Source organism: Derxia lacustris, assembly GCF_002105195.1.
In the GTDB taxonomy this organism is placed as follows: Bacteria; Pseudomonadota; Gammaproteobacteria; order Burkholderiales; family Burkholderiaceae_E; genus Derxia; species Derxia lacustris.
Genome location: NZ_MUHU01000014.1, coordinates 85,786 through 111,452 on the forward strand (window position 1 = coordinate 85,786; position 25,667 = coordinate 111,452).

Genomic DNA, 25,667 nt, shown 5'->3' on the forward strand with positions numbered 1-25,667 from the left:
CCCGCCGCGATGAACCAGCCCGCCACCGACGCCGGCGCCAGCGCGGCGCCGACCAAGTACCTCACCTTCTGGCTCGGCGCCGAGGTGTTCGCGCTCGACATCCGCACCGTGCGCGAAATCATCCAGTACCGCCCGCTGACCACGCTGCCGCTGATGCCGCGCTTCGTGCGCGGCGTCATCAACCTGCGCGGCGCGGTGCTGCCGGTCATCGATCTGCAGGCGCGCTTCGGCCGGCCGGCCACCGAGGTCGGCGCCAAGACCTGCTTCGTGATCTTCGATTCGGTGAATGCCGACGAGCGGGTCGAGCTGGGCCTGCTGGTCGACGCGGTGCGCGAGGTCATCGCGATCCCGGCCGACCGCATCGAGCCGCCGCCGGCCTTCGGCGCGGCGGTCAAGCGCCGCTTCATCGCCGGCATGGGCAAGGTCGGCAGCGAGTTCGTCGTGCTGCTCGACCCCGACAAGGCGATGGACATGGACGAGATGGCCGAGCTTTGCGAAGCGGCCCAATGCACGGCGCCCGGGGATCTGGATGCAGCCGCTGCGTGACAGCACCTTCCGCGACATCAGCGCGCTGATGCATTCGGCCATCGGCCTGTCCTTCGGCGCCAGCAAGAAGCCGCTGATCGCGGCACGCCTCGCGCCGCGCGTGCAGCGGCTCGGGCTCGCCGGCTTCGACGACTATCTGGCGCTGATCGCCAGCCATGACGACGGCGGCGAGTTCCAGATGGCGGTCGATCTGCTGACCACCAACGAGACCTATTTCTTCCGCGAGCCGGCGCATTTCGAGCTGCTGGAGCGCGAGCTGAGCGGCCGCCGCCACGAGCCGCTGGCGCTCTGGAGCGCCGCCTCGTCCTTCGGCGACGAGGCCTTCAGCATCGCGATGCTGCTGGCCGACATGCAGCAGCAGGGTCGCATCGGCGCCGACTGGTCGATCCTCGGCACCGACATCAGCGACCGGGTGCTGCGCAGCGCGGCCCAGGCGGTCTATCCGGCCGAGCGGCTGCGCGAGGTGTCGCCGCAGCGGCTCAAGCGCCACTGCCTGCGCGGCGCGGGCGAGGCCGACGGGCTGGTGCAGATGCAGCCGGCGCTGCGCGCGCGGGTGCGCTTCGGCCAGCTCAACCTGTGCCGGCCGATCGAGGCGCTCGGGCCGTTCGACGTGGTGTTCCTGCGCAACGTGCTGATCTATTTCGATGCGCCGACCAAGCTGGCGGTGGTCGACCGGGTGCTCGGCCAGCTGCGCCCGGGCGGGCTGTTCTTCGTCGGCACCGCCGAGGGCCGGGTCGCCTCGACCGTGCCGCTGCAGGCGCTGGCGCCGGGCGCCTTCCGCAAGGCGGCCGCATGATCGCCACGCCGCGCGCGCCGGCCGAGGTCGGCCCGGTCGTCACGCTGCATCCGGGCGACGTGCATTGCGCCGAGCGCGGCGTGCGGCTCGAAACCCTGCTCGGCTCCTGCGTGGCCATCGTGCTCACCGATCCGCGCCGCAGCCTCGGCGCGATGTGCCATGTCATCCATGCCGGCGCGCCGCCGGCCGGCGCGACCGCGCGGCAAAGCGTCTACGGCGACGTGGCGCTCGGCACGATGTACCGGCTGCTGAGCGCGCGCGGCATCGTGCCGGCGCTGTGCGAGGCCTATGTGTACGGCGGCGGCAACATGTTCCCGACCATGTGCCGCGACCGTCATGTGGGCACCGCCAACATCGACTGGGCGTTTGCCGCGCTGGCCCAGGACGGCATCGCGCTGGCCGGCCACGATGTCGGCGGCACGGTCTACCGGCGGCTCGGCTGGACCGTCGGCCCCGACGCGCCGCAAGTCGTCGCCTGCGAGGTCTGAGGTGAGGTCATGACGGTCAAGGTCTTCGTGGTCGACGATTCGGCCGTGGTGCGCCAGGCACTCAAATACCTGTTGCAGGACGAGCCCGAGATCGAGCTGATCGGCAGCGCGCCCAATCCCATCCTGGCCGAGCCGGTGCTGCGCCGCACGCCGCCCGACGTGCTGCTGCTCGACATCGAGATGCCCGGCATGGACGGCCTGACCTTTCTGCGCAAGCTGATGGCCGACTGCCCGCTGCCGACGGTGATCTGCTCGACCCTCACCGCCAGCGGCAGCCAGATGGCGCTGGAGGCGCTGGCCGCCGGCGCGGTGGCGGTGGTGGCCAAGCCGCGCATCGGGCTCAAGCAGTTTCTGGAGGAGTCGCGCCGCGAGCTGGTGCAGACGCTCAGGGCCGCCGCCCGGGCCCGGCCGCTTGCCGGTGGCGCCGGCGCGCCGGCGCGCGCGGGTTCCTCATTTGCGCCCACCGCCACCGCGCCGCCGCCGCGCGGCGCCGCACGGCCGGCGCGCAGCCTGTCGGTCAACAAGCCGGTGGTGCTCGGCAGTTCCACCGGCGGCACCCAGGCCATCGAGCAGGTGCTGCTGGCGCTGCCGGCCGACTGCCCGGGCATCGCCATCGTCCAGCACATGCCCGAGAAGTTCACCGCCATGTATGCCAGGCGGCTCAACGACATCTGCGCGATGAACGTGCGCGAAGCCGAGGACGGCGACCGGCTGGAGCGCGGCGTGGTGCTGATCGCGCCCGGCGGCCGGCACATGCAGCTGCGCCACAGCGGCGGCAGCTACTTCGTGGAAGTGGCCGACGGGCCGCAGGTGAACCGGCACAAGCCGTCGGTGGATGTGCTGTTCCGCTCGGCCGCCGAATGCGCCGGCGCCAATGCGCTGGCCATCCTCCTGACCGGCATGGGCGACGACGGCGCGCGCGGCATGAAGCAGCTGCACGACGCCGGCGCCCACACCGTGGCCCAGGACGAGGCGAGCTGCGTGGTGTTCGGCATGCCCAAGGAAGCGATCAAGCTCGGCGCCGCCGACGAGGTGATCGACATCGCCCAGGTCGCTGGCGCGATCCAGCGCTTCGACGCGCGCGGCTGAGGCGGCCGGACGGCCGGGCGGTTGAGGCGGCGGCCCGGGCCGGGCGGCCGCCTTTTGCCGGCCCACCGCCAAGCCGCGCCAAGCCGCCGCGTCAGACCAGCGCCGCCGAGCGCGCCGGCGCAGCCGCGCCCTGGCCGCGCCGCGCCAGCGCATCCAGCGCCGCGAGCCAGCCGAACACCAGCCCCGGCCCGAGCGTGATGCCCGGCGCCGGATACACGCCGCCCATGATCGAGTGCATGTCGTTGCCGACCGCGTACAGCCCGGGGATCGGCCAGTCGCCCTCGGCCAGCACGCGCGCGGCGGCATCGGTGACCAGGCCGGTCGCCGCGCCGATGTCGCCCGGATAGAGCCGCACCGCATAGAACGGCGCGCGGCCGAGGGCGCCGAGGCAGGGATTGGCCAGCTCGGTACGCGTCGCATCGCCATTGGCGCGCTGGTAGTCGGTGCTGCCGCGACCGAATTGCGCATCCACGCCGCTGGCCGCCGCGTCGTTGATCTGCGCCACGCTGGCTTGCAGCACAGGGGCATCCGCGCCCAGCCTGGTCGCCAGCTCGGCCAGCGTGGCCGCCTCGATCAGATAGCCGTCGGCCAGAAACGGCGCCAACCCCTTGCCGCCGGGCCGGACCATGCCGATGCCGTAGCGCTCGAGCCCGGCGCGATCGGTGATGAGCCAGGCCGGGATCGCCGGCGACTGCCGATGCGCCGCCTGCATCGCGAGGCCGAACAGGTGGTAGGACGTGCTCTCGTTGACGAAGCGCCGGCCGCGCTGATCGACCGTGACAAAGCCGGGCTTGCCGCGGTCGAGCAGAAAGTGCGGGAAGGCGGCGGTGCTGCCGTCGGCGCGCTTGCGCAGCGACACCGGCGCCCAGAAGCAGTCGCTCATGCCGCCGCTGCCGTAGCGCGCGCCGGCCGCCAGCGCCAGGTCCTGCGCCGCGCCGGTATGGCCGGGCGCGCCCGGGCACCAGCTGGCGTCGATGCCGGGCAGGCGCTCGGCGCGCTTTTGCGGATGGCGGTTGAAGCCGCCGCTGGCCAGCACCACGCCGCCGGTCACGCGCAGGGTGCGGCTCATGCCGCCCTGGGTCAGCGTCACGCCGGTGACCGCGCCATCGCCGTCGCGCACCAGCCGCTCCAGCGAGGTGCCGAGCGCGAATTGCGCGCCGCGTTCCAGCAGCGAATAGAGCTGGCGCGCGATCAGCGCATTGCCCATCACCAGCCGGGTGCCGCGCGCATGGCTCAGCCGGTCGCGGCCGTGGCGCGCCACGATGCCGAGCGAATGGCGGAACGCCTTCCAGTCGCGGCCGAGCTTGAGCAGGTTCGCGATGTCGTCGCGGTCGACCATCATTCCGCCGAGCACGGTGAACTCGGGAATCGGCGGCCGCACGAGGCCGAACCAGTCGCCGAGCAACCGGCCGTCGAAGGGCTTGGGCTCGATGGCGCGGCCGCGCAGCGTGCTGCCTTCCAGCTCCGACAGGTAATCGGGATGGAAGGGCCGCGCGCGGTACTTCACCTGCGAGTTGCGCTCGATGTAGTCGACCGCCGCCGCGCCGTTGCGCACAAAGGCCGAGCGCAGCGCCGCCGGGCTGCGCTCGCCGACCGCGCGCGTGAGAAAGCCCTCGGCCTTCTCGACGCTGTCCGCAAAGCCCACGTCGGTGCAATGCGAGTTGAGCGGCACCCAGGTGGTCGCGGCCGACAGCGCCGTCGTGCCGCCGAGGAATTCGGTGCGCTCCACCACCAGCACCCGCGCGCCCTCGATGGCGGCGGTGAGCGCGGCGGTCAGGCCGGCGCCGCCCGCGCCGATCACCACCAGATCGAAGCTGGCGTCGGCCGGAATGTCGGTCAGCGCAGTGCGTACCGGCGTGTCGATGCGGCGCAGCGCGGCATCGGTCGGGGCGATCTTGGCGTCGCTCATGCCGCCACCTCGCCGCCGAGCAGGAAGGCGACCATCAGCTCGCGCACGCGGCCGAACATCTCGGTGCCGAGCGAGGTGCGGCAGCCCCGGGCGCGCGCCGCAGCGATCAGCGGCGTGACCAGCGGCACGGTAATCACGTCGCCGACAAACTGCTCGGGCGTGAACCGCTCGGCCTGCACCGGCAGCGGATCGCCGGCGCGCATGCCCATCGGCGTGGCGTTGATGACGATGTCGAAGCCGGTCGGGTCGGGCGAACCGGCCACCACCGCGCCGCGCCCGAGGCCGGCCAGCCGCGCGATCAGCGCGCCGCACCGGGACGTGTCCTCGTCGTGGATGGCGAGCGTGCCGGCGCCGGCCATCAGCTGGGCATGCGCGATCGCCGAGCCGGCGCCGCCGGCGCCGACCAGCAGCACGCGCTTGCCTTCGGGCTTGCAGCCGGCGTCGGCCATGGCCTGGGTAAAGCCCAGGCCGTCGACCATGTCGCCGTGCCAGCTGCCATCCGCATTGCGGCGCAGCGTGTTGACCGCGCCCAGAAAGCGCGCGCGCTCGGTCAGCGTGGCGCAGAGCGCGCTGGCGGCGAACTTGTGCGGCACGGTCACGATGATTCCGTCGACATTGCGCGCCAGCGCGGTGGCGCGCAGGCAGGCGTCGAAATCGGCCGGCGCCACATGCCAGGGCACGCAGACGGCATCACGACCGCGCTGCTGGAGCGCCTCGGTGACGCCGGCCGGCGATTTCACCTGGGCGATCGGGTCGCCGACGATGAGATGAAGGCGGGTCGCGCCGCTCAATGGATGCTGCATTGCTGGCTCCTCATGGCCTTGCTGCGAAAGGGATGGGCCGAATGCTAGCCGTTTTTTGGAACTTGATTCCACTTTTGGCTATCATTCAACTCAACGCGAACCTGCTCGCCCGGCCTGTGGGAGCATCGGCGCCCTTTCCGCCCTCCCCGGTCGCCCCATGAACGGAATCCTCGAACGCACCCTCGCCATCCTCGAACTGCTGGCCGCCCATCCCGAAGGCCTGGCGCTGGCGGCGCTCGCCGACCGGCTCGACATCCCGCGCAGCGCCGTGCACCGGCTGCTGGGCGACCTCGCGCGGCTCGGCTATGTGCGCCAGCTGCGCGACTTTGGCGACTACGCGCTGACGACGCGGCTGGTGGCGCTGGGGCTCAACTTTCTCTACTCGTCGGGCATCGTCGACATCGCCCAGCCGGCGCTCGACCGGCTCGCCGAGCTGTCGGGCGAACTGGTGCGGCTCGCCGTGCTCGACGGCGAACGACTCACCTTCGTGGCGCGCGCCCAGGGCGCCCGCAAGGGCCTGCGCTACGACCCCGACATGGGCATGGACGCGCGCCTGTCCTGCACCGCCACCGGCCAGGCCTGGCTGCTCACGCTCGACGACGAGACCGCGCTGCAAGCGGTTGCGCGCCAGGGCTTCGGCAAGCCCGAGGACTACGGCCCGGCCGCGCCCACCACCGTCGGCGCGCTGCTCGCGGCGCTGCGGCTGGCGCGCGAACGCGGCTGGGCCGGCGTCAGCGAATCGGCCGCGCCCGGCATGGCCGCGCTCGCCGCGCCGATCCGCACTGCCGGCGAGCCGGCCATCGGCGCGGTGGTCATCGCCGGCCCGGCGCTGCGCATGACGCCCGAGCGCATGGCCGCGCTCGCGCCCGATCTGCTCGCGGTGGCGGCCGAACTGGCCGTCGCCAGCGGCGCCTCGCGCCTGTTCCACAAACCGCCCGCCTGATTGGCCTGAAGGAGAACCGCCATGCCCCTCGTCTGTGACCTGCTCGTCGTCGGCTCGGGGGCCGGCGGGCTCTCGGCGGCCGTGACCGCCGCCGCGCTCGGCCTGAAGGTGATCGTGGTCGAGAAGGAGCCGCAGTTCGGCGGCACCACGGCATGGTCGGGCGGCTGGATGTGGATTCCGCGCAATCCGCTCGCGCGCGACGCCGGCATCGATGAAGATCCGGCGGTGCCGCTGGCCTATCTGCGGCATGAACTCGGCGCGCATTTCGATGAAGCGAAGGTGCACGCCTTTCTCGCCGCCGGCCCGGCGATGGTCGAGTTCTTCCGCCGCCGCACCCGGGTGCAATTCATCGACGGCAATCGCATGCCCGACTTCCACGGCCATACGCCGGGCGCGGCGACCGGCGGCCGCTCGGTCTGCGCCGCGCCCTTCGACGGCCGCGAGCTGGGCGCGCGCATCCATCAGCTCAAGCCGCCGCTCGACCTCACCACGCTCTGGGGCATGGGCATCGCGTCGGGCGCCGATCTGCGGCACTTCTTCCAGTCGCAGCGCTCGCTCAAGTCGCTGGCCTACGTGACCCGGCGCGTGCTGCGCCATCTGAAGGATGTGGCGCTGCACGGGCGCGGGCTGCATCTGGTCAACGGCAATGCGCTGGTCGCGCGGCTCGCGCAATCGGCCTTCGATCTGGGCGTGGAGCTGCGGCTGGCCAGCCCGGTGCTGCGGCTGACCACGGCCGACGCGGCCGTGACCGGCGCCGTCGTCGACAGCCCGCGCGGCCCGGTCGAGATCCGCGCCCGGCGCGGCGTGGTGCTGGCCTGCGGCGGCTTTCCGCGCGATCCGCGCCGGCTGCGCGAGCTGCTGCCCGGCGACGGCCGGCACTGGTCGGCCGCGCCGCCAAGCAATACCGGCGACGGCCTGCGCCTTGGCGAAGCGGCCGGCGGCGCAGTCGCGCGCGATCTGGCCCAGCCGATGGCCTGGGCGCCGGTGTCGCTGGTGCCGCGCGGCGACGGCAGCGCCGGCCATTTCCCGCATCTGATCGAGCGCACCAAGCCCGGGCTGATCGCCGTCACCGCGCAGGGCCGGCGCTTCGTCAACGAGGCCGACTCCTATTACGACTTCATGCTCGGCCTGATGCGCGCGCTGCCGGCCGGCGCACCGGCCGAGGCCTGGCTCATCTGCGACCGGCGCTTTCTGCGCCGCTGGGGCCTGGGCGCGGTCAAGCCGGCGCCGATGCCGGTCGGCGCCCATCTGCGCAGCGGCTATCTGAAAACCGGCGCCACGCTCGACGCACTCGCGCGCGCCTGCGGCATCGATCCGGCCGGCCTCGCAGCCACCGTGGCCGACTACAACCGCCATGCGCGCGCCGGCAGCGATCCGGCCTACGAGCGCGGCAACACGCCCTACAACCGCGCCGGCGGCGATCCCGAGCAGGCGCCCAATCCCTGCGTCGCGCCGCTGGAAACCGGCCCGTACTACGCGGTGAAGGTCGTCGCCGGCAGCCTCGGCAGCTTTGCCGGCCTGCGCACCGACGCCCAGGCGCGCGTGCTCGACGGTGCCGACCAGCCCATTGCCGGCCTCTATGCCAGCGGCAACGACGCCGCCAGCGTGATGGGCGGGCGCTATCCCTCGGGCGGCATCACGCTCGGCCCCGCGATGACCTTTGGCTGGCTCGCGGCCCACCATGCGGCCGGCATCGCCGCCCTGCCCGATCCGGCCGTCGCCAACCCGGCCGCCGCCGCCCGCAGCGAGCCCAGCCCGGCCTGAAGCGCCCGGCCAAAGCGTGGTTTTTGCCGGCTCAGGGGCGACCCGCGATCCGCGCAATCATCGAACGCAAGCGCGCGAATATCGCGCACGCCCGATTGCCCGGCTTGCAGTCGCTGCCTAGCCTGCGCTGCCGACGTCGAATTACGGCGTTGCGCCCGGTCAAGGAAGCTCGCTTTGACCGACCCGCGCAACGCTCGGCCTTGATCCAAGAGCTTTGCAGTCCGACTCCCGCCCTGTCCGAAACCGGTTTGGCCAGGGTGGTTCCTTCGGATGCCGGGCTGCAAAAGATTCAGGGAAGCTGGCGGCGCATCAATCAACAAGGTCCGATCGACCGGCCGCAGGGCCGACGAATCGGAGCACGCAAAACCCGGGATTGGAGACTCAAATGGCAAGCACCACGGAACGCCCGCCGCACGGCGGGCAAGCGAAGAAGGCGACCGCCAGCGGCTGGATCGGCTCGGCGCTCGAGTACTACGACTTCTTCATCTACGCGACCGCCGCGTCGCTGATCTTTCCGCAGATCTTCTTCCCGTCGACCGACCCCAAGGTCGCGATCATCGCGTCGCTTGCCACCTATGGCGTGGGCTATGTCGCCCGCCCCATCGGCGCCTTCGTGCTCGGTCACTGGGGCGACACCCACGGCCGCAAGCAGGTGCTCATCATGTGCATGTTCCTGATGGGCTTCTCGACCATGGCCGTCGGCCTGCTGCCGACCTATGCGCAAGTGGGCTGGCTGGCCCCGGCGCTGCTGGTCGTCATCCGCCTGGTGCAAGGGTTTGCAGTCGCCGGTGAAATCTCCGGCGCCAGCTCGATGATTCTTGAACACGCGCCGTTTGGCCGCCGTGGCTTCTTCTCGAGCTTTACGCTGCAGGGCGTGCAGGCCGGCCAGATCCTGGCCGCCGCCGTGTTCCTGCCGATCGCGCACTTTCTGCCGGCCGAGGACTTCAACACCTGGGGCTGGCGCGTGCCCTTCCTGCTCAGCTTCTTCGTGATCGTCGCGGGCTACATCATCCGTCGCGAAGTCGAGGAAACCCCGGCCTTCGCTGCCGAGGACAAGAAGGGCGCCGTGCCCAAGGCGCCGGTGGTCGAAGCCTTCCGCAACAGCTGGGCCGACATGCTGCGCGTGGTCTGCATGGCGCTGATGAACGTGATCCCGGTCGTCACCTCGATCTTCGGCGCGGCCTATGCGGTGCAGCCCGGCTACGGCATCGGCTTCAGCAAGGACATCTATCTGTGGATTCCGGTGCTCGGCAACATCCTGGCCGTGCTGGTGATCCCGATGGTCGGCAACCTGTCGGACAAGATCGGTCGCCGCCCGCCGATCATCGTCGGCGCGCTGGCCTCGGGCCTGCTGTCCTTCGGCTATCTGTACGCGATCAGCATCCACAGCGAGGCGCTGGCCATCGTGATGTCGCTGCTGATGTGGGGCGTGGTCTACCAGGGCTACAACGCGGTGTTCCCGAGCTTCTATCCCGAGCTGTTCCCGACCCGCACCCGCGTCTCGGCGATGGCCATCTCGCAGAACGTGGGCACCGCGCTGACCGCGATGCTGCCGGCCATCTTCGCCACGGTCGCGCCGCCCGGAGCCACCGACATCCCGATGATGATCGGCTCGCTCACGCTGCTGATCTGCGCGGTTGCCGCCACCGCCGCCTGGAGCGCCCGCGAAACCTTCCGCGTGCCGATGAGCGAGCTGGGCAATCCCAATGCCGTGCCGGTCGAGCAGCGCGAGTATCAGCGGACGCGCGAGCGCAGCATCATGGATTCGCGGATGGCGAAGCGGTCGGTTTGACGTGACCTGAGTCCGCCGCCCGGCGGACGAAGCAAGAGAGCCCGACGGTAAAACCGGTCGGGCTCTCTTGCATTTGAGGGATGGACCTTCGAAGGCGGCTGCACGATCGCAAGCCTGGCCGGCGCGTGCCGGCATGGTTCAAGGCACCGGCGCAGGCAGCAACGGAGCGACATCATTGCTGTCGCGCGTCAGCAGCTGCATCAGCCTGAGGTGGATGAACAGCTTCTCCTTGCCCAGCTGCATCTCGCGCAGCACGCCGATGCCGACCAGATCCTTGAGATGGCGCGACGCCGCCTGGCGCTGCGCCACCTCCTTCTCGACCAGATTGCCGATGCGGCAATACGGCTGCTCGAAGATCACGTCGACCAGCTCGCGGCTGTAGATCTTGGGCAGACGACCGCGCGCCGTTTCAGCGGTCTGCTCGGCCAGCCGGCGGATGGCGCCGATCTTGGCCGTGGTCCAGCCCGAGGTGGCCTCCACCGCTTGCAGCATGAACAGCACCCACGGCTCCCAGTCCTGCCGGCGCGTCACGTCGCCCAGTTGGCCAGCAGCTCGCGCAATTGCCGCTCGCCTTCGGGCGGCGTGTAGATGATTTCGCCGCTGCGGTCGTTGGCGACCTGGGTGCCCGGCGTGCGGCGGATGTCCATGCCAGCGCCCTTGAGGGTGCGGCAGATTTCCACCGTGGTGCCGGTGCAGAGCGGCCGCGTCTTGAGCGACTGGAAGCCCTGGTGCAGCGCCTCCTTGGTGGCGTGATCGGCCGTCCCGTCGGCCTGGGCATGCTGGAACAGCATGTCGGTGGTGGTGACGATGTTCTCGATCTCGGAGCTGTCCTTGGCTTCCAGCAGCGGGATCGTGTCGATGAGCATCGTCTGATTGGGAATCAGCTCGGCGGCCTGCTTCAGCTCGGCCAGCGCCGCGCGCGCGGCAATGCAAGCCCGCAGCACCTCCTGCGCGGGCGGCAAGGGCGGAAGCTGGTTGCAGGGGCGATCAGGCCGCCAGAGAGTCTCGGGGTTGGCATGGGATGCGGGCTCGGGATCGGCGCAGCGAGACCACGTCATGTCGCCGTCTTCTATTTTGGCGACACGTCATTCGAACATGTCGCCGACGGCGACATGTTCCGTTCCCGCCCTCACCCAATCAACGGCCTTAACCACGCCGCCGTCTGCGCCGCCTTCTGCGTCACCAGCTCCGGCGCCAGGTGCCGGTACTCGTCGTTGAAGATCTCGATCGCATACGGCCCCGTGAAGCCGATGTCCTTCAGCACGCCGATCAGCTGCTGCATCTCGAAACTGTGCTGGCCGTCCTGCGGAAAGATGCGCCGATGGCGCGCGCTCTCGATGAGATCGTCGACTTCGCTCAGCGCATCCCAGGCGCCATCCGACAGCTGCACCATGAAGATGCGGTCGGCGGGAATCTTTCGCAGCGGCTCCAGCGCGTGATGCCGCGCCAGCGTGTGGAAGGAATCGACGATGAGGCCGACGCGCTCATGGTCGGCGGCGCGCACCGCGTCCCAGGCCAGTTCGTAGTTGTCGACGAAGCCGCCCCAGGACAGCGCCTCGTAGGCGATGCGCGCGCCGATGGCATCGCCGAGTTCGGCCAGCATGCGCAGCCGCGCGCCCACGGTGGCAATGTCGCGCAGGCCGCGCGCCGAGGCGCCGGACGACACCAGCAGCAGATCGGTGCCGACCGCTTCCATCATTCCGAACAGCGAGCGCGCGAGGTCGATCTTGTAATCGACCAGATGCTGCTCGACCGCCTCGATGTTGCGCAGCAGCTGGAAGCCGGCCACTTGCAGCCCCGAGTCGCGGATCTTGCGCGCCGCGAGCTTGACGCCGCCCGGCTCGCTCATGAGGTCGTTGCCCCAGACCATCACCGACTTGAAGCCCGCCTCGGCGATGGCCGCGAGCTTGGCATCGAGCGTGCCGCCGAGCGCGACGGTATCGATGCAGACATTGGACGAAATCATTGCTGGCCCCTGCTGGGTTGTGCGGTTGGCATGCGCGCCGAAGCCGTCATTGAATCCGCTTGCTGCGGCCCTGTCACCGGGCGGCTTGCAGTTCCTCGAAGTGCGCCAGCATGCGGTCGGCATTCGCCTCCAGCCCGGTGAAATGCTGGAACGCGCCGACCGCCTGGAACACCGCCATGCCGCCACCGCTGACCACCTTGCAGCCGAGCTTGCGCGCGGTGGCGAGCAACTCGGTTTCGAGCGGGAAGTAGACGATCTCCGAGACCCAGATTTCCGGCCGCAGCAGCGCCGCATCGAGCGGCAGGCCGGGATGGGCGGTCATGCCGGTGGGCGTGCAATGGATCAGGCCGTCGGTCGCGGCCATTTCCTCGGGCAGCGACGTGCCGCCGATGGCGCGGCCGGCGCCGAAGCGGGCGCAGAGTTCCTCGGCGAGCCGGGCGGCGCGCGTCGGGTCCATGTCGAAGATGGCGAGCCGGCCGACGCCGAGCGTGAGCGCCGCATGCGCCACCGCCGCGCCCGCGCCGCCGGCGCCGAGCTGCACCGCGCGGTCGAGCTTGGCGCCGGGCAGGCCGCGCTTGAAGCCTTCGGCGAAGCCCCACCAGTCGGTGTTGTGGCCGACGGTGCGGCCGTCCTTGATGACCACGGTATTGACCGCGCCGAGCGCCGCCGCGTCGGGCGACAGCTCGTCGAGATGCGGAATGACCGCCTGCTTGCACGGGTGCGTGACATTGAGCCCGCCGAAACCCATGAGCTTGGCGGCTTCCAGCAGCTTGGGCAGGTCGGCCGGCGTGAGGCCGAGCTGCTCGATGTCGAGGATGCGGTACTGGTAGTTCAGGCCCTGGGCCTGGCCTTCGCGCTCGTGCATCGTGGGGCTGAGCGAGCGCTGGATGCCGGCGCCGATGAGGCCGGCGAGAAACTGGGGACGGTCGCCGATGGGCATGGTGAAACTCCGTTCGGTTCGTGGAAGGCGGGAGGGATCGTTGTCGTGCGGGATCAGCGGGCGAGCGGCGCCGAAACCAGACCGGCCACGTCGCGCGCAAGCGCTGCCATGCGCACCGGCGCGTTCGAGGCGCCGTAGCCGTCGTAGCCGCCGATGCGCTGCACCAGCTCGAAGAAGAAGCGGCGCTCGAACATCGGCGTGTAGGCGTGCAGGAATTCGCCGCCGGCCGGGTCGCGGTCGTAGAGCACGCGCAGCGCGCGCAGCCGCGCGACAAAGGCCGCGTCGAGATCGAAGCGCGCGACCAGGTCGTCGTAATAGTTGTCGGGGATGTGGAGGAAGACCAGCCCGCGTTCGCGCGCCGCCGCCACGCTGGCGAAGATGTCGGCGCAGTCGAAGGCGAGGTGATGCACGCCCGCGCCGTGCAGCGTGTCGACGCTGCGCGCGATGACGGTGCTGCGGCTTTGCGACACGTTGAGCGCGATGCGCAGCGTGCGCGCGTCGTTGCTGAGCGCGCGGCTGCGCACCATGCCGTAGGGATCGGTCAGCTCCAGGCTGTCGCCGGGCTCCAGCCCGAGCACCGCGCGCTGGAACAGCACCGCGCTGTCGAAGTTTTCTATCGGCGCGGCGATGGCCACATGGTCGAGCGTGCCAAGGCCGATGCCCGTGTCGGCGGATGCGGCGAGCACGAAGTCGGCATCCCAGAAGCCGCGCTGCTCCAGCTCGCTCGACACGAAGTAGAGGATGCTGCCGTCCACGCCGCGCACCGCCGGAATGGTGGTTTCGTGCGGGCCGACCCGGCCCTCGAAGCGCGGCACATGAAAGCTCTGGGCGCGGTTGACGGCGCGCAGGCCGTCGTCGGTGCGCAGCGCAATCGCGCAGATCGACGGGCCATGGCGCTGGAAGAATTCGCTCGCGAACGAGCCCGGCTCGTTGTTCACCACGAGATTGATCTCGCCCTGGCGCCACAGCGTGACGTTCTTGGAGCGATGCACGCCGGCGCGCTCGAAACCGAGCGCGGCGAAGGCGCGGCACAGCGCGCTCTGGGTGCGGTCGTCGACGGCGAACTCGACGAAGGCCGTGCCGTCGATGCGCGGCGGCGCCGGCGGCGCAAACAGCTCGACCCGGCTGAAGGCGGCGGCGCGCGCGGCGCTGGCCGGCGCTTGCGGCGCTTCTGCGGCGACCGCGGACGGCGCCGGGCGGCGCAGCTTCACCTGCTCCTCCAGCCACAGCAGCGAGCGCATCGCGTCATGCGTGGTGTCGCGGTTCGGCGCCTCGCGGAACACGTCGTTGAAGATTTCGAGCGACATCGGCCCGGCATAGCCGGCCGCCAGCACATGGCCGAGGAAGGCCGGCATGTCGAAGCCGCCCTGCCCCGGAAAGCAGCGGTAATGCCGGCTCCACTGGAGCACGTCCATCGTCATCAGCGGCGCATCGGCCAGTTGCAGAAAGAAGATGCTTTCGCCGGGAATCTCTTCGATGTGCCGCGGGTCGAGCCCACGCGACAGGATGTGGAAGCTGTCGAGGCAGAGCCCGAGATGCGGATGATCGGCCTGCTGCACCAGGCGCCAGGAATGGCGGTAGTCCCACACATGGCGGCCCCAGGCGAGGCTTTCATAGGCCAGACGGATGCCGCGCTTGGCGGCGCGCTCGGCCAGTTCATAGAGCTGGCCGGCAATCTGCGCATCGTCGGTCGAGGCGCTGGCCGAGACGTTGGAGCAGATGAGAATCATGGTCGCGCCCAGCTCGCCCATCAGGTCGAACTTGCGTTCGGCGCGGTCGAGGTTGCGGCGGAACAGCTTGTCGTCGGCCGCATCCAGGTCGCGGAACGGCTGGTACAGATCGATGGCAAGACCCAGATCGGCGGCGAGCGCCGCAATCCGACGCGGCGACAGCGCGCTGTGGATCAGATCGTTCTCGAACACTTCAAAGCCGTCGAAGCGCGCGCGCGCGATCGACTCCATCTTGTCTTCGAGCGAGCCGCTGATCGAAACAGTGGCGATCGACCTGCGCATGCAGCCTCCGGAATCGGTGTGGGTCATGGGTGGGCAAAAAGCCGCGCCGGCCATCGTGGGAGCCGGCGCGGAAAGCAAATGCTCAGAACGCGTGGCTGATGCCGCCGGCCAGATACATGGACGACCGCACGCCGGCCTTGAGCGCCGTGCCGTTGTCGAGCGCGGCGCCGCTGGCGTTGAAGCGCTCGTAATCGGCGATGGCGTAGAGCCAGGTGCGCTTGCTCAGGTAGTACTCGGGCACGAAGTAGAACTTCTGCGCCTTCTGGTCGGTGGCCACGTTGTCGAAGCCGCGCGTGCCGCGGTAGTAGGCAAACGTCAGGTCGAGCGACGGCGTGTACGAATACGTGACGCCGCCCGAGCCAACCGTGGTCTTCTGCTCGTGATAGGTGGCGGCCGTGCCGTCGATCTTGTTCTGGCTCCAGGTGGCCTTGAACTTGAGCGCATCGAGCTTGTAGACGCCGCCGACGGTCCAGGCGTCGAGCTTGGCGGCGGTCGGATCCTTGAACTGCGCATAGGCGGCGCGCAGTTGCAGCGAGCTGCCGTCATAGCCGGCGAGCAGGCCGGCCGACTTGTTGGCCGAGCTGCTGCCGGTGGCCGATTCGCCAAAGGCGTAATAGCCCATGCCGATCAGACCGTTGCCGGCCTTGTAGACGTACTTGGCGGCGTTGTCCTGGCGGTCGAGCGAGTTGTTGGCCAGCGTCGCGCCGCTGCCGAAGGTGTTGGCAATCGGATTGCCCGGGCCGGCCAGATAGCCGTAGCGCACATTCATGTTGGTGGCGCCGTTGTTGGCCTTGAGCGGATCGGTGACCCACAGCGCCTCGGTCAGCGTCGTCACCTGGCGGCCGATCATCAGCGTGCCGTAGTCGGCGCTGCTCAGGCCCACATAGGCATTGCGGTCGAACATGCGGCTGCTGCTGGCCTGCGAGCCGGTGTCGATCGAGATGGTCGAGGCCAGGTCGAACACCGTCTTGAGGCCGCCGCCCAGATCCTCGCTGCCGCGAATGCCCCAGCGCGAGGCCTGCCAGGCGCCCGACTGGATCGCCCGGCCGGCGCCGGTGGCGACGCGGTTGGTCTGGTTGACATAGGCGGCGTCGGCAAAGCCGAACAGGGTCACGCTGGTCGTCGACTGGGCCATGGCCGAACCGGCCGTGGCGGCGCACAGGGCGGTGGCGATTGCGAGTTTTTTCATCTGTGTCTCCTCGTTGGGGTTCGAGGAGGCTAGGCAGCGCAGATCAAGCGAGGAAGACGGGTTGCGCGATAGGCGCGCGCAGCCGCTCGCTCACCGCGCGAAACTCGGGTCGCCCCTCATGAGCGCCGGCAGCGCGCTGACGCCGCCCTGCAACGCGCGCAAACCCTGCTCCCAATCGAGCAGCACTTGCGCCAAAACCGCCAGCCGCAGCCTCGCATGCAGCAGCGCCGACAGGCGCTTGCAACCCGCGGTCATGACAATCGGCTGGGCCGGTGCCGTTGCGCGGCGCTGGCCTGCCGCTTGCGTCCGCGCCCCGGCTCGACGCCAGCCGGGCGACGCGAACCACTCACCGAAGTCACCAACAATGAGCCTCGCCTTCAGGCCGCAGGAGCCCCGCCGATGTGGATAGTCCGCGTGGCGCTCGGCCGCCCCTACACCTTTCTCGTGCTCGCCATCCTCATCGTGCTGGGCGGGCTGTTCACCCTGGCGCGCACCGCCACCGACATCTTTCCGGCGATCCGCATTCCCATCGTCGCGGTGATCTGGCAGTACAGCGGCCTGCCGCCCGACGAGATCGCCAACCGCGTGGTCGCGACCACCGAGCGCGCGGCCCAGACCACCATCACCGGCATCGAGCACACCGAGTCGCAATCGCTCGGCGGCGTGTCGGTGGTGAAGTATTTCTTCCAGCCCAATGTGAGTACCGAGCTGGCGGTGGCCCAGATCACGGCGGTGTCGCAGGCGCTGCTGCGCAATGCGCCGCCGGGCACCACGCCGCCCTTCGTGCTGGCCTATGACGCGTCGACGGTGCCGATCCTGCAACTCGCCTTCGCCAGCAACGAGCTGTCGGAAACCGAGATCTACGACACCGCCAACACCCAGGTGCGCACCGGGCTCGCGCCGGTGCCGGGCGCGGCCGTGCCCTTCCCGTTCGGCGGCAAGCAGCGCCAGATCCAGGTCGATCTCGATCCGGCCGCGCTGCGCGCCCACGGCCTGTCGGCCCAGGACGTGACGGTTGCGCTCGGCAACCAGAACCTCGTGATTCCGGCCGGCACGCAGAAGATCGGCGACCAGGAACTCAACGTGCGCCTCAACGCCAGCCCGACCACCGTGGCCGGCCTGAACGAGCTGCCGCTGCGCTACGGCGCCGACGGTCTGGTGCAGCTGCGCGACGTGGCCAATGTGCGCGACGGCGCCGCGCCCCAGACCAACATCGTGCGGGTCGAGGGCAAGCGCGCGGTGCTGATGAGCATGCTCAAGACCGGCAACGCATCCACGCTGGCGATCATCGACAAGGTGCATGAGCTGCTGCCCGACATCCAGGCCGGGCTGCCGCGCGACCTGACGATCAAGCTGCTCGGCGACCAGTCGGTCTTCGTGCGCGCGGCGGTCGACGGCGTGATCCGCGAAGGCATCGTCGCGGCGGCGCTGACCGGGCTGATGATTCTGCTGTTCCTCGGCTCATGGCGCAGCACGCTCATCATCACGGTGTCGATTCCGCTGTCGGTGCTGGCGTCGATCATCTGCCTGTCGGCGCTCGGCGAGACCATCAACATCATGACGCTGGGCGGACTGGCGCTGGCGGTCGGCATTTTGGTGGACGACGCCACGGTCGCCATCGAGAACATCAACTGGCATCTGGAGCAGGGCAAGGAGGTGGAGGACGCCATCCTCGACGGCGCGCACCAGATCGCCACGCCGGCGCTGGTGTCCACGCTGTGCATCTGCATCGTCTTCATCCCGATGTTCTTCCTGACCGGGATTGCGCGCTTTCTGTTTGTGCCGCTGGCCGAGGCGGTGGTGTTCGCGATGCTGGCGTCCTACCTGCTGTCGCGCACGCTGATCCCCACGCTCGCCAAGTACTGGCTGCGCATGCACGACCCGCTTGCGCATGAGAACCCGCGCGGCGTGTTCCAGCGCTTCCAGCACGGTTTCGAGCTGCGCTTTGCGCGGCTGCGCGACGGCTATCACCGGCTGCTGGAGGCGGCGCTGCGCGGGCCGTGGCGGTTTGCGGCGGGGTTCGCGCTGGTCATCACGCTCGGGCTGGCGCTGCTGCCGCTGCTGGGCCGCGACTTCTTCCCGGCGGTGGATGCGGGCCAGATCAAGCTGCACATCCGCGCGCCGAGCGGCACCCGCATCGAGACCACGGCCCAGCTCTGCGACCGCATCGAGGCGGTCATCCGCGAGGTGGTGCCCGAGGCCGAGCGCGCCGGCATCGTCGACAACCTGGGCCTGCCCTACAGCGGCATCAACCTCACCTATGCCAGCTCGGCGCCGATCGGCCCGGGCGATGCCGACATTCTGGTGGCGCTCAACGAAGGCCACCGGCCGACCGCCGACTACATCCGCACCCTGCGCGACCGGCTGCCGGGCGAATTCCCGGGCGTGAGCTTTGCCTTCCTGCCGGCCGACATCGTCAGCCAGATTCTCAACTTCGGCCTGCCGGCGCCCTTCGATGTGCAGATCACCGGCTTCAACGTCGCCGGCAATCTGGCCTGGGCCGGCAAGCTGCTGGAGCGCATCCGGCAGGTGCCGGGCGCGGTCGATGTGCGCATCCATCAGGCCTTCGACTATCCGCAGATCAATGTGGACGTGGACCGCGCCAATGCGATGAAGCTGGGCCTGCAACAGCGCGACATCGCCAGCAATCTGCTGGTGTCGCTGTCGGGCAGCTTCCAGACCAATCCGGGTTTCTGGCTCGATCCGCGCACCGGCATCCAGTACAGCGTGGCCACGCAGACGCCGCAGCCGCGCATGCAGTCGCTCGACGATCTGGCCACGCTGCCGGTCACGGCCGCCAGCGGCAACGCCCCGCCGCAGGTGCTGGCCAATGTGGCCAGCTTCAAGCGCAGCGCCGGGCCGGCGGTGGTGAGCCACTACAACGCGATGCCCACGCTCGACATCTACGGCGCGGTGCAGGACAGCGATCTGGGCGCGGTGGCCGACCGCCTCGCCGCGCTGGTGGCCGAGGCCAAGAAGGACCTGCCCAAGGGCTCGTCGGTGAATGTGCGCGGCCAGATCCAGACCATGAACAGCTCGTTCAACGGCCTGCTGCTGGGGCTGGCGGGCGCGGTGGTGCTGGTCTATCTGCTCATCGTCGTCAACTTCCAGAGCTGGCTCGATCCGCTGGTCATCATCAGCGCGCTGCCGGCGGCGCTGGGCGGCATCGTGGTGATGCTGTTCATCACCCACACCACGGTGAGCGTGCCGGCGCTGACCGGCGCAATCATGTGCATGGGCGTGGCCACGGCCAACAGCATTCTGGTGGTGAGCTTTGCGCGCGAGCGGCTGAACCACGGCGAGTCCGCCTTCACCGCCGCGCTCGAAGCGGGCTTCACGCGCTTCCGCCCGGTGCTGATGACGGCGCTTGCCATGGTCATCGGCATGCTGCCGATGGCGCTCGGTTTCGGCGAAGGCGGCGAGCAGAACGCGCCGCTCGGCCGCGCGGTCGTCGGCGGCCTGCTGGCCGCGACGGTGGCCACGCTGTTCTTCGTCCCGGTTGTCTTTTCCCTCGTGCACGGCCGCGCCGACCGGGGCCGGGCTGCGCCCGGCTTCGCGGCGACGGTCGGGAGCTGATCCATGCCTTCGCTTCATTTTTCTTCCCGGCGGCCGACGGCGCGCCGCCATGCCGGCAGCGCGCTGCCGGTCATCGTCGTGGCGCTGGCTATCGTGGGGCTGGTCGGCTGGCGGCTGGCCGGCCGCGCCGAGGCCGAGACCGCACTGCGCGAGCGCACGACCGCGCTGGCGCTGCCGGTGGTGAGCGTGATCGCGCCCAAGGCAGCGACCGGCGCCGATGAATTCACCCTGCCGGGCAATGTGCGCGCCTGGGACGAGGCGCCGATCCATGCGCGCACCAGCGGCTATCTCAAGCGCTGGCTGGTCGACATCGGCACGCCGGTCAAGGCCGGCGAGCTGCTGGCCGAGATCGATGCGCCCGAGGTCGACCAGCAGCTGCGCCAGGCCGAGGCCGATCTGGCCACGGCCGAGGCCAACGCAAAGATCGCCGCCGGCACCGCCGAGCGCTATCGCACGCTGCTGGCGAGCAGGTCGGTCGCGCCGCAGGAGGCCGAGGACCGCTTTGGCGAGGCCACGGCGCGCGCGGCGGCGGCCAACTCGGCGCGCGCCAATGTGCAGCGGCTGCGCGAGATCGCCGGCTTCAAGCGGGTGCTGGCGCCGTTTGCCGGCACGGTGACGGCGCGCAATGCCGAGACCGGCGCGCTGATCTCGGCCGGCGCCGGCGAACCGCTGTTCCGCATCGCCTCGACCCGCAAGCTGCGCGTGTATGTGCAGGTGCCCGAGTCGCTGGCCGGCGGCATCAAGGTCGGCCAGACCGCCGACGTGCTGGTCGCGGGCGCGGCCCACACCGGCTGGCCGGCGCGCATCGCGAGCACGGCGACGGCGATCGCGCCCGGCTCGCGCACGCTGCTGACGCAGCTCGACCTGGACAACGCCTCGGGCGCGGTGCTGCCGGGCGCGTTTGCCGAGGTGCGCTTCAAGCTGCCGGCGCGGCCCGATGTGCTGCGGCTGCCGACCAATGCGCTGCTGTTTCGCGCCGACGGGCTGAACGTGGCGGTGGTCGATGCGCAGGAGCGGATCGCGCTGCGCCAGGTGGTGGCCGGGCGCGATTTCGGCAAGGAGATCGAGATCGTCGCCGGGCTGGCGCCGACCGACCGCGTGGTGCTCAATCCGTCCGACTCGGCGGCCAACGGCGTGGCGGTGCGGGTGGCCGTGCCGGCCGATGCGCCGGCCGACGCCGCCAAGGGCGCAGCCAAGTGAAGCCGGCAGCACTGCTGCTCGGGCTGGCCTGCGCCGTGGCCGGATGCAGTCTGGCGCCCGACTACAAGCGCCCGGCCGTCGCCACGCCGGCGGCCTTCTCCGGCGCCAGCGCGCCCGATGGCTGGAAGCTGGCCGAGCCGGCCGACAGCCTCGACCCCGACGCGTGGTGGACGCGCTTCAACGATCCGCTGCTCGATGCGCTCGAAGCGCGCGTGACGGTCGGCAACCAGAACCTGGCCGCCGCCGTGGCGCGCTACGACCAGAGCCGCGCGCTCGCCGGCATTGCGCGCGCCGCGACGCTGCCGAGCCTGAATCTCAACGCCTCGGCGAGCCGCGCGCGCACTTCCGAGAACGCGCCGCGCCGCGCGACCCGGCTGGTCAACGACGATCTGGTGCTCGGCATCAGCCTGGGCTATGAGATCGACGTGTGGGGCCGGGTGCGCAATGCGGTCGCGGCCGGCGATGCGCGCATGCAGGCCAGCGCCGCCGACCTCGACACGCTGCGGCTCGGCCTGCGCGCCGAGCTGGCCGCCAACTATTTTTCGCTGCGCGGCCAGGAGCAGACCCGGCGCGTGCTCGAAACCTCGCTCGCCGCCTTTGCCGATGCGCTCGCGCTGGCCGAGCGCCGCCACGCCGGCGGTCTGGTCACCGAGCTGGATGTGAATCAGGCGCGGCTGCAAGTCGAGAACACGCGCGCCACGCTGGCCGAGCTGCGGCTGCATTCGGCGCAATTGCGCAATGCGATCGCGCTGCTGGTCGGCGAGCCGGCGCCCGGCTTTGCGCTGGCCGACGGCGCGCTGCCGGCCGCGCCACCGCCGGTGCAGCCGGGTCAGCCGTCGGCGCTGCTGGAGCGCCGGCCCGACGTGGCCGCCGCCGAGCGCCGGGTGTTCGCGAGCAATGCCGACATCGGCGTGGCGCGCGCGGCATGGTTCCCGACGTTCAGCCTCGGTGCGGCGCTCGGCAGCGAGGCCACGCGCGGCGCTGACTGGCTGCTGGCGCCGAGCCGCTTCTGGTCGCTGGGGCCGGCGGCGGCGTTCAATCTGTTCGACAACGGCCGCATCGCCGGCAATGTGGCGGCCGCGCGCGCCGCGCATGAAGAAGCCTCGGCCAACTACCGCCAGACCGTGCTGGTGGCCTGGCGCGAAGCCGAGGACAGCCTGGCCGCGATCCGCGAACTGGCCGACGAAGCGGCGCATCAGCAGGCCGCCGAGGACGCCGCGCAGCGCGCCTTCGAGCAGGCGCGCCGGCAGTACGAGGGCGGGCTGGTCACCTTTCTGCCGGTGGCCAATGCGCAGGCGGCGCTGGCCCAGGCGCAGCAGGCCGGCATCGGGCTCAAGGTGGCGGAGCTGTCGGCGCGGGTGCAGCTGATCCGCGCGCTCGGCGGCGGCTGGCGCGCGGCGGAGTGACGGCGGAGTGACGGCGGCAGGCGGCTCCGGCGGCTGACGCCGCCCGACGCACTTGCCGCCGCACGCAGTTACCGCGCCGCCACGCCCTCGCCGGCCGGCAGCCGACGTTCATCCAGCCGCACGCGGGTGGTGAGGATGTCGGTCAGCGCATCGCGGCCGACGGCGATGCCAAGCTCGCCGCCCGGCAGCAGCCAGTCGCCGCGCGCCACATCGAAGCGCGCCAGCAGCCGCGGATCGACCTCGATGCGCACCCGCCGCCGCTCGCCGGGCGCGAGCGCCACCTTGTCGAAGCCGACCAGCCGCCGGCCGCGCCGCCCGCCGGCATCGAGCGCATAGACCTGCACCACCTCGCTGCCGGCGCGCGTGCCGAGGTTGCTCACCTCCACGCTTACCGCGAGCCGGTCGCCGCCCTCGGCGCGCGGGCCGTCATAGCCGAAGCGCGTGTACGACAGCCCATGGCCAAACGCGAACAGCGGCCGCGTGCCGAGCGCCGCATGACGCCGGTAGCCCACGTCGGCGCCCTCGCTGTAATCGACCGTGAAGCGCGCGCCGGCCGGCGCATCGGGCGGCGGCAGCGGCCCGCGCGGCGTCTGCGCCAGCCCGTCCGGAAAACTCACCGGCAGCCGGCCCGACGGGTTGACCGCGCCGGTCAGCACATCGGCAATCGCCGCGCCGCCCTCGGCGCCCGCATACCAGGCCGCGACGATGGCGCCGACGCGGTCGCGCCACGGCAGCGCGATCGGGCCGCCGGTCTCCAGCACGACCACGGTGTTTGGGTTGGCCGCCGCGACCGCCTCGACCAGCGCGTCCTGGCCGTCGGGCAGGCTCAGGTCGGGCGCGTCGATGGCCTCGATCATCCATTGCTCGACGAACACGACGGCCACGTCGGCCGTGCGTGCAAGCGCTGCCGCCTGCGCCGGATAACGGCCGTTGTCGAACACCACGCTCGCGCCCGGCAGCCGCTCGCGCAGCGCGCGGAACGGCGACGACGGGTGATAGACGATGCGGCTCCAGGCCTGCATCCAGCTGTCGCCCTGGCCGACCGGCACCACCGCCGCCGGCCCGCCCCAGGGCAGCACCTGGGACGAGCCGCCGCCCGAGATCACGCCCACGTCGGCATGCGCGCCGATGACCGCGATGCGCTTGCGCTCGGCGCCGAGCGGCAGCAGGCCGGCGCGGTTGGCGAGCAGCACGATGCCCTCGGCAGCCACGTTGCGCGCGATGCGGGCATGGGCCGCGCGGTCGATGGCGCCGGCCGGCGCCGCGCCGGTCGAGGCGCCGTCGAACAGCCCGACGGCGAACATCGAGCGCAGCACCCGCCGCGCCATGTCGCCGACCCGCTCGCGCGTCACGCGGCCCGACTCCACCGCCGCCTTGAGCGGCGCGCCGAAGAACACCTCGGCATCGAGCTGCTCGCCCGATTCCTGGTCGAGGCCGTGGGTCGCGTCGTCGACCGAATGCACCGCGCCCCAGTCCGACATGACCCAGCCGCGATAGCCCCAGTCGCGCTTGAGCACGCGGTTGAGCAGGTGGTCGTTGCCGCAGGCGTGCGCGCCGTTGACCAGGTTGTAGCCGCACATCACCGCGCCGGGCCGGCCGCGCTCGATGGCGAACTGGAACGCGAGCAGGTCGGATTCGCGGTGCGCCGCCTCGTCGATGCGCGCATCGACCGACTCGCGCCGCGACTCCTGCGCATTGAGCGAGAAGTGCTTGACGGTCGAGATCACGCGCTCGGACTGGATGCCGCGGATCGACTCGCCGGCCAGCGTGCCGGCCAGCAGCGCGTCCTCGCCCAGGTACTCGAAGTTGCGGCCGTTGCGCGGATCGCGCGCCAGATTGACGCCGCCCGCGAGCAGCACGTTGAAGCCCTTGGCGCGCGCCTCGCGGCCGATCATGGCGCCGCTGTCGAAGGCCAGACGCGGGTTGAAGCTGGCCGCAAGCGCCAGGCTGGCCGGCAGCGCGGTCGCGCCGTCGCCGGGGCGCGCATCGGCCGGATTGGCGATGCCGAGGCTGGCGTCGGTTTCCTGCAGGGCCGGGATGCCGAGCCGCGCGATGCCGGGGATGTAGCCAGCCGAGCCGAGCGCACCGGGCGGCTTGGGCTTGCCGGCGAAGGCTGTGCCCATCGGGCCGTGCAGCAGCGCGATGCGCTCGTCGGGCGTGAGCTTGGCTTCGAGCAGGCGGGCGCGTTCGTCGGGCGAGAGCTGCGGATCGCGCCAGGGCTGGGCCGGCACCTCGCCGAGCAGCGCCGGCAGCAGCGCGACCAGCAGCAGGCTCGCCAGCAGATAGCGCAGCGGAAAGCCCTCGGGCAGTGCGCTGGGCAGGGCTTGGTCGAGACGTTGGCGGAAGCGGCGGAGGTGGCGGCGCATGGGATCGGCGGCTGAGCGGTGGGGAGATGGCGGCAGGCCGGTGGAAGTTTGCGCGGATGGAAGGGGCAGCGGGTGTTCAGCTTGCGGCAAGGAGGATTGGCACTAACCGACCTCGGTCGGCGCGATTTGGGGCGGGCGATCGGCCGCTCGTGGGAACGCGCGCATGCCGGGGGCGCGTTGTGGAAGCTCACTGGTTCGTCCCCACGCGTGGGGAATGCCCTCGCGCGGCCCGGTGCCGTCCGTCACGTCCCGGTTCATCCCCACGCGCGTGGGAGCGCATGCTCAGTCCGCTCGGGAAGTCGACAAGGCGCGGTTCATCCCCACGCACGTGGGGAACGCAGGTCTTCGATCTTGGCGGTGAGTTCGTCGAACGGTTCATCCCACGCACGTGGGGAACGCGCCCGGAAGCCGAAGCCGAATGGCAAGACGTGCGGTTCATCCCCACGCACGTGGGGAACGCAACCGGTCCGAGAACAAGCGGCAGAAGGCGTTCGGTTCATCCCCACGCACGTGGGGAACGCGGCCGCCTGCGAGATGTAGGTCAGCGCGCAGTGCGGTTCATCCCCACGCACGTGGGGAACGCACTAGCAACCAAACCCGCGCCGGAATTGACCGCGGTTCATCCCCTCGCACGTGGGGAACGCTTCGAGCCGCCGGCCGAGCTCACGAGCAGCGGCGGTTCATCCCCACGCACGTGGGGAACGCGGCGCCAAAGCAGGCACCAAGATCGACGATTTCGGTTCATCCCCACGCACGTGGGGAACGCAGGCGTTCCGGGACGCCAGCAGGCAGCGCGGGCGGTTCATCCCCACGCACGTGGGGAACGCCGCAGCACCGGGCGTGAGCGTCGCGCGCACGCCGGTTCATCCCCACGCACGTGGG

20 protein-coding genes and 1 CRISPR repeat array (1 of these 21 running past the window's edge) are annotated in these 25,667 nt (G+C 70.8%); of the genes, 10 read left to right on the plus strand and 10 right to left on the minus strand.

Annotated elements, in window-relative coordinates:
- The first annotated feature begins 9 nt into the window (after positions 1–9).
- Genes B9P64_RS30215 through B9P64_RS30200 form a run of 4 tightly spaced genes read left to right on the plus strand, consistent with a single transcriptional unit; the run spans position 10 to position 2,919 of the window.
- Positions 10–546 (plus strand): chemotaxis protein CheW, encoded by a 537-nt coding sequence (locus tag B9P64_RS30215; RefSeq protein WP_085315391.1) that lies wholly within the window; start codon positions 10–12, stop codon positions 544–546.
- The gene (locus B9P64_RS30210; protein ID WP_085315390.1) at positions 530–1,342 is read left to right on the plus strand and encodes a CheR family methyltransferase; all 813 of its coding nucleotides are present in this window, start codon (positions 530–532) and stop codon (positions 1,340–1,342) included. Before B9P64_RS30215 ends, B9P64_RS30210 begins: the two co-directional genes overlap by 17 nt.
- Positions 1,339–1,830 (plus strand): chemotaxis protein CheD, encoded by a 492-nt coding sequence (locus B9P64_RS30205; protein ID WP_085315389.1) that lies wholly within the window; start codon positions 1,339–1,341, stop codon positions 1,828–1,830. Before B9P64_RS30210 ends, B9P64_RS30205 begins: the two co-directional genes overlap by 4 nt.
- A 9-nt stretch (positions 1,831–1,839) precedes the next feature.
- Positions 1,840–2,919: a protein-glutamate methylesterase/protein-glutamine glutaminase gene (locus tag B9P64_RS30200; protein WP_085315388.1), complete on the plus strand. Its 1,080-nt coding sequence runs from the start codon at positions 1,840–1,842 to the stop codon at positions 2,917–2,919.
- A 91-nt stretch (positions 2,920–3,010) separates the two neighbouring features.
- Here the strand turns inward: B9P64_RS30200 and B9P64_RS30195 are convergent, their stop codons facing one another.
- Positions 3,011–4,828 carry an FAD-dependent oxidoreductase gene (locus tag B9P64_RS30195; protein ID WP_085315387.1) on the minus strand — a complete coding sequence of 606 codons (1,818 nt, stop codon included), beginning with the start codon at positions 4,826–4,828 and terminating at the stop codon, positions 3,011–3,013.
- Positions 4,825–5,631 (minus strand): shikimate dehydrogenase family protein, encoded by an 807-nt coding sequence (locus B9P64_RS30190; protein ID WP_085315386.1) that lies wholly within the window; start codon positions 5,629–5,631, stop codon positions 4,825–4,827. The genes B9P64_RS30195 and B9P64_RS30190 overlap by 4 nt, the downstream gene beginning before the upstream one ends.
- A gap of 157 nt (positions 5,632–5,788) precedes the next feature.
- Between B9P64_RS30190 and B9P64_RS30185 the strand changes: the two genes are divergently transcribed.
- The 3 genes from B9P64_RS30185 to B9P64_RS30175 all read left to right on the plus strand — a co-directional run bounded on the left by B9P64_RS30185 (position 5,789) and on the right by B9P64_RS30175 (position 10,130).
- Complete coding sequence (locus tag B9P64_RS30185) at positions 5,789–6,574, plus strand: IclR family transcriptional regulator (protein WP_085315385.1); 786 nt, start codon at positions 5,789–5,791, stop codon at positions 6,572–6,574.
- Between the two features lie 21 nt (positions 6,575–6,595).
- Positions 6,596–8,338: an FAD-dependent oxidoreductase gene (locus B9P64_RS30180; RefSeq protein WP_085315384.1), complete on the plus strand. Its 1,743-nt coding sequence runs from the start codon at positions 6,596–6,598 to the stop codon at positions 8,336–8,338.
- 385 nt (positions 8,339–8,723) lie between these two features.
- Positions 8,724–10,130, plus strand: a complete 1,407-nt coding sequence (locus tag B9P64_RS30175) for an MFS transporter (RefSeq protein WP_085315383.1) — start codon at positions 8,724–8,726, stop codon at positions 10,128–10,130.
- Positions 10,131–10,268: 138 nt separating this feature from the next.
- Here B9P64_RS30175 and B9P64_RS30170 read toward each other — a convergent pair whose 3' ends face one another.
- The 7 genes from B9P64_RS30170 to B9P64_RS30140 all read right to left on the minus strand — a co-directional run bounded on the left by B9P64_RS30170 (position 10,269) and on the right by B9P64_RS30140 (position 16,492).
- Complete coding sequence (locus tag B9P64_RS30170) at positions 10,269–10,661, minus strand: Fic family protein (protein WP_328589859.1); 393 nt, start codon at positions 10,659–10,661, stop codon at positions 10,269–10,271.
- On the minus strand, positions 10,658–11,092 hold the full coding sequence (locus B9P64_RS30165; RefSeq protein ID WP_328589858.1) for a Fic/DOC family N-terminal domain-containing protein: 435 nt from the start codon (positions 11,090–11,092) through the stop codon (positions 10,658–10,660). Before B9P64_RS30165 ends, B9P64_RS30170 begins: the two co-directional genes overlap by 4 nt.
- 167 nt (positions 11,093–11,259) lie before the next feature.
- Positions 11,260–12,096: a sugar phosphate isomerase/epimerase family protein gene (locus B9P64_RS30160; RefSeq protein ID WP_176256749.1), complete on the minus strand. Its 837-nt coding sequence runs from the start codon at positions 12,094–12,096 to the stop codon at positions 11,260–11,262.
- A gap of 73 nt (positions 12,097–12,169) precedes the next feature.
- A complete protein-coding gene (locus B9P64_RS30155; protein WP_085315381.1) occupies positions 12,170–13,036 on the minus strand; it encodes a shikimate dehydrogenase in 867 nt (288 codons plus the stop codon).
- A 53-nt stretch (positions 13,037–13,089) separates the two neighbouring features.
- On the minus strand, positions 13,090–15,048 hold the full coding sequence (locus B9P64_RS30150) for a bifunctional sugar phosphate isomerase/epimerase/4-hydroxyphenylpyruvate dioxygenase family protein (protein WP_085315380.1): 1,959 nt from the start codon (positions 15,046–15,048) through the stop codon (positions 13,090–13,092).
- An 82-nt stretch (positions 15,049–15,130) separates the two neighbouring features.
- The gene (locus tag B9P64_RS30145; protein WP_085315379.1) at positions 15,131–16,237 is read right to left on the minus strand and encodes a porin; all 1,107 of its coding nucleotides are present in this window, start codon (positions 16,235–16,237) and stop codon (positions 15,131–15,133) included.
- A gap of 90 nt (positions 16,238–16,327) precedes the next feature.
- Positions 16,328–16,492, minus strand: coding sequence for a hypothetical protein (locus tag B9P64_RS30140; RefSeq protein WP_176256748.1), 165 nt, complete (start codon positions 16,490–16,492; stop codon positions 16,328–16,330).
- A 144-nt stretch (positions 16,493–16,636) separates the two neighbouring features.
- Between B9P64_RS30140 and B9P64_RS30135 the strand changes: the two genes are divergently transcribed.
- Genes B9P64_RS30135 through B9P64_RS30125 form a run of 3 tightly spaced genes read left to right on the plus strand, consistent with a single transcriptional unit; the run spans position 16,637 to position 22,419 of the window.
- Complete coding sequence (locus B9P64_RS30135) at positions 16,637–19,813, plus strand: efflux RND transporter permease subunit (protein ID WP_085315378.1); 3,177 nt, start codon at positions 16,637–16,639, stop codon at positions 19,811–19,813.
- 3 nt (positions 19,814–19,816) lie between these two features.
- Complete coding sequence (locus B9P64_RS30130) at positions 19,817–21,013, plus strand: efflux RND transporter periplasmic adaptor subunit (protein WP_085315377.1); 1,197 nt, start codon at positions 19,817–19,819, stop codon at positions 21,011–21,013.
- Positions 21,010–22,419, plus strand: a complete 1,410-nt coding sequence (locus B9P64_RS30125) for an efflux transporter outer membrane subunit (RefSeq protein WP_085315376.1) — start codon at positions 21,010–21,012, stop codon at positions 22,417–22,419. The genes B9P64_RS30130 and B9P64_RS30125 overlap by 4 nt, the downstream gene beginning before the upstream one ends.
- Positions 22,420–22,487: 68 nt before the next feature.
- Here B9P64_RS30125 and B9P64_RS30120 read toward each other — a convergent pair whose 3' ends face one another.
- Positions 22,488–24,785 carry a beta-glucosidase gene (locus B9P64_RS30120; protein WP_085315375.1) on the minus strand — a complete coding sequence of 766 codons (2,298 nt, stop codon included), beginning with the start codon at positions 24,783–24,785 and terminating at the stop codon, positions 22,488–22,490.
- Positions 24,786–25,216: 431 nt separating this feature from the next.
- Positions 25,217–25,667: direct repeats of the CRISPR family, unit length 29 nt; unit sequence CGGTTCATCCCCACGCACGTGGGGAACGC; it runs 1,532 nt beyond the window's last position.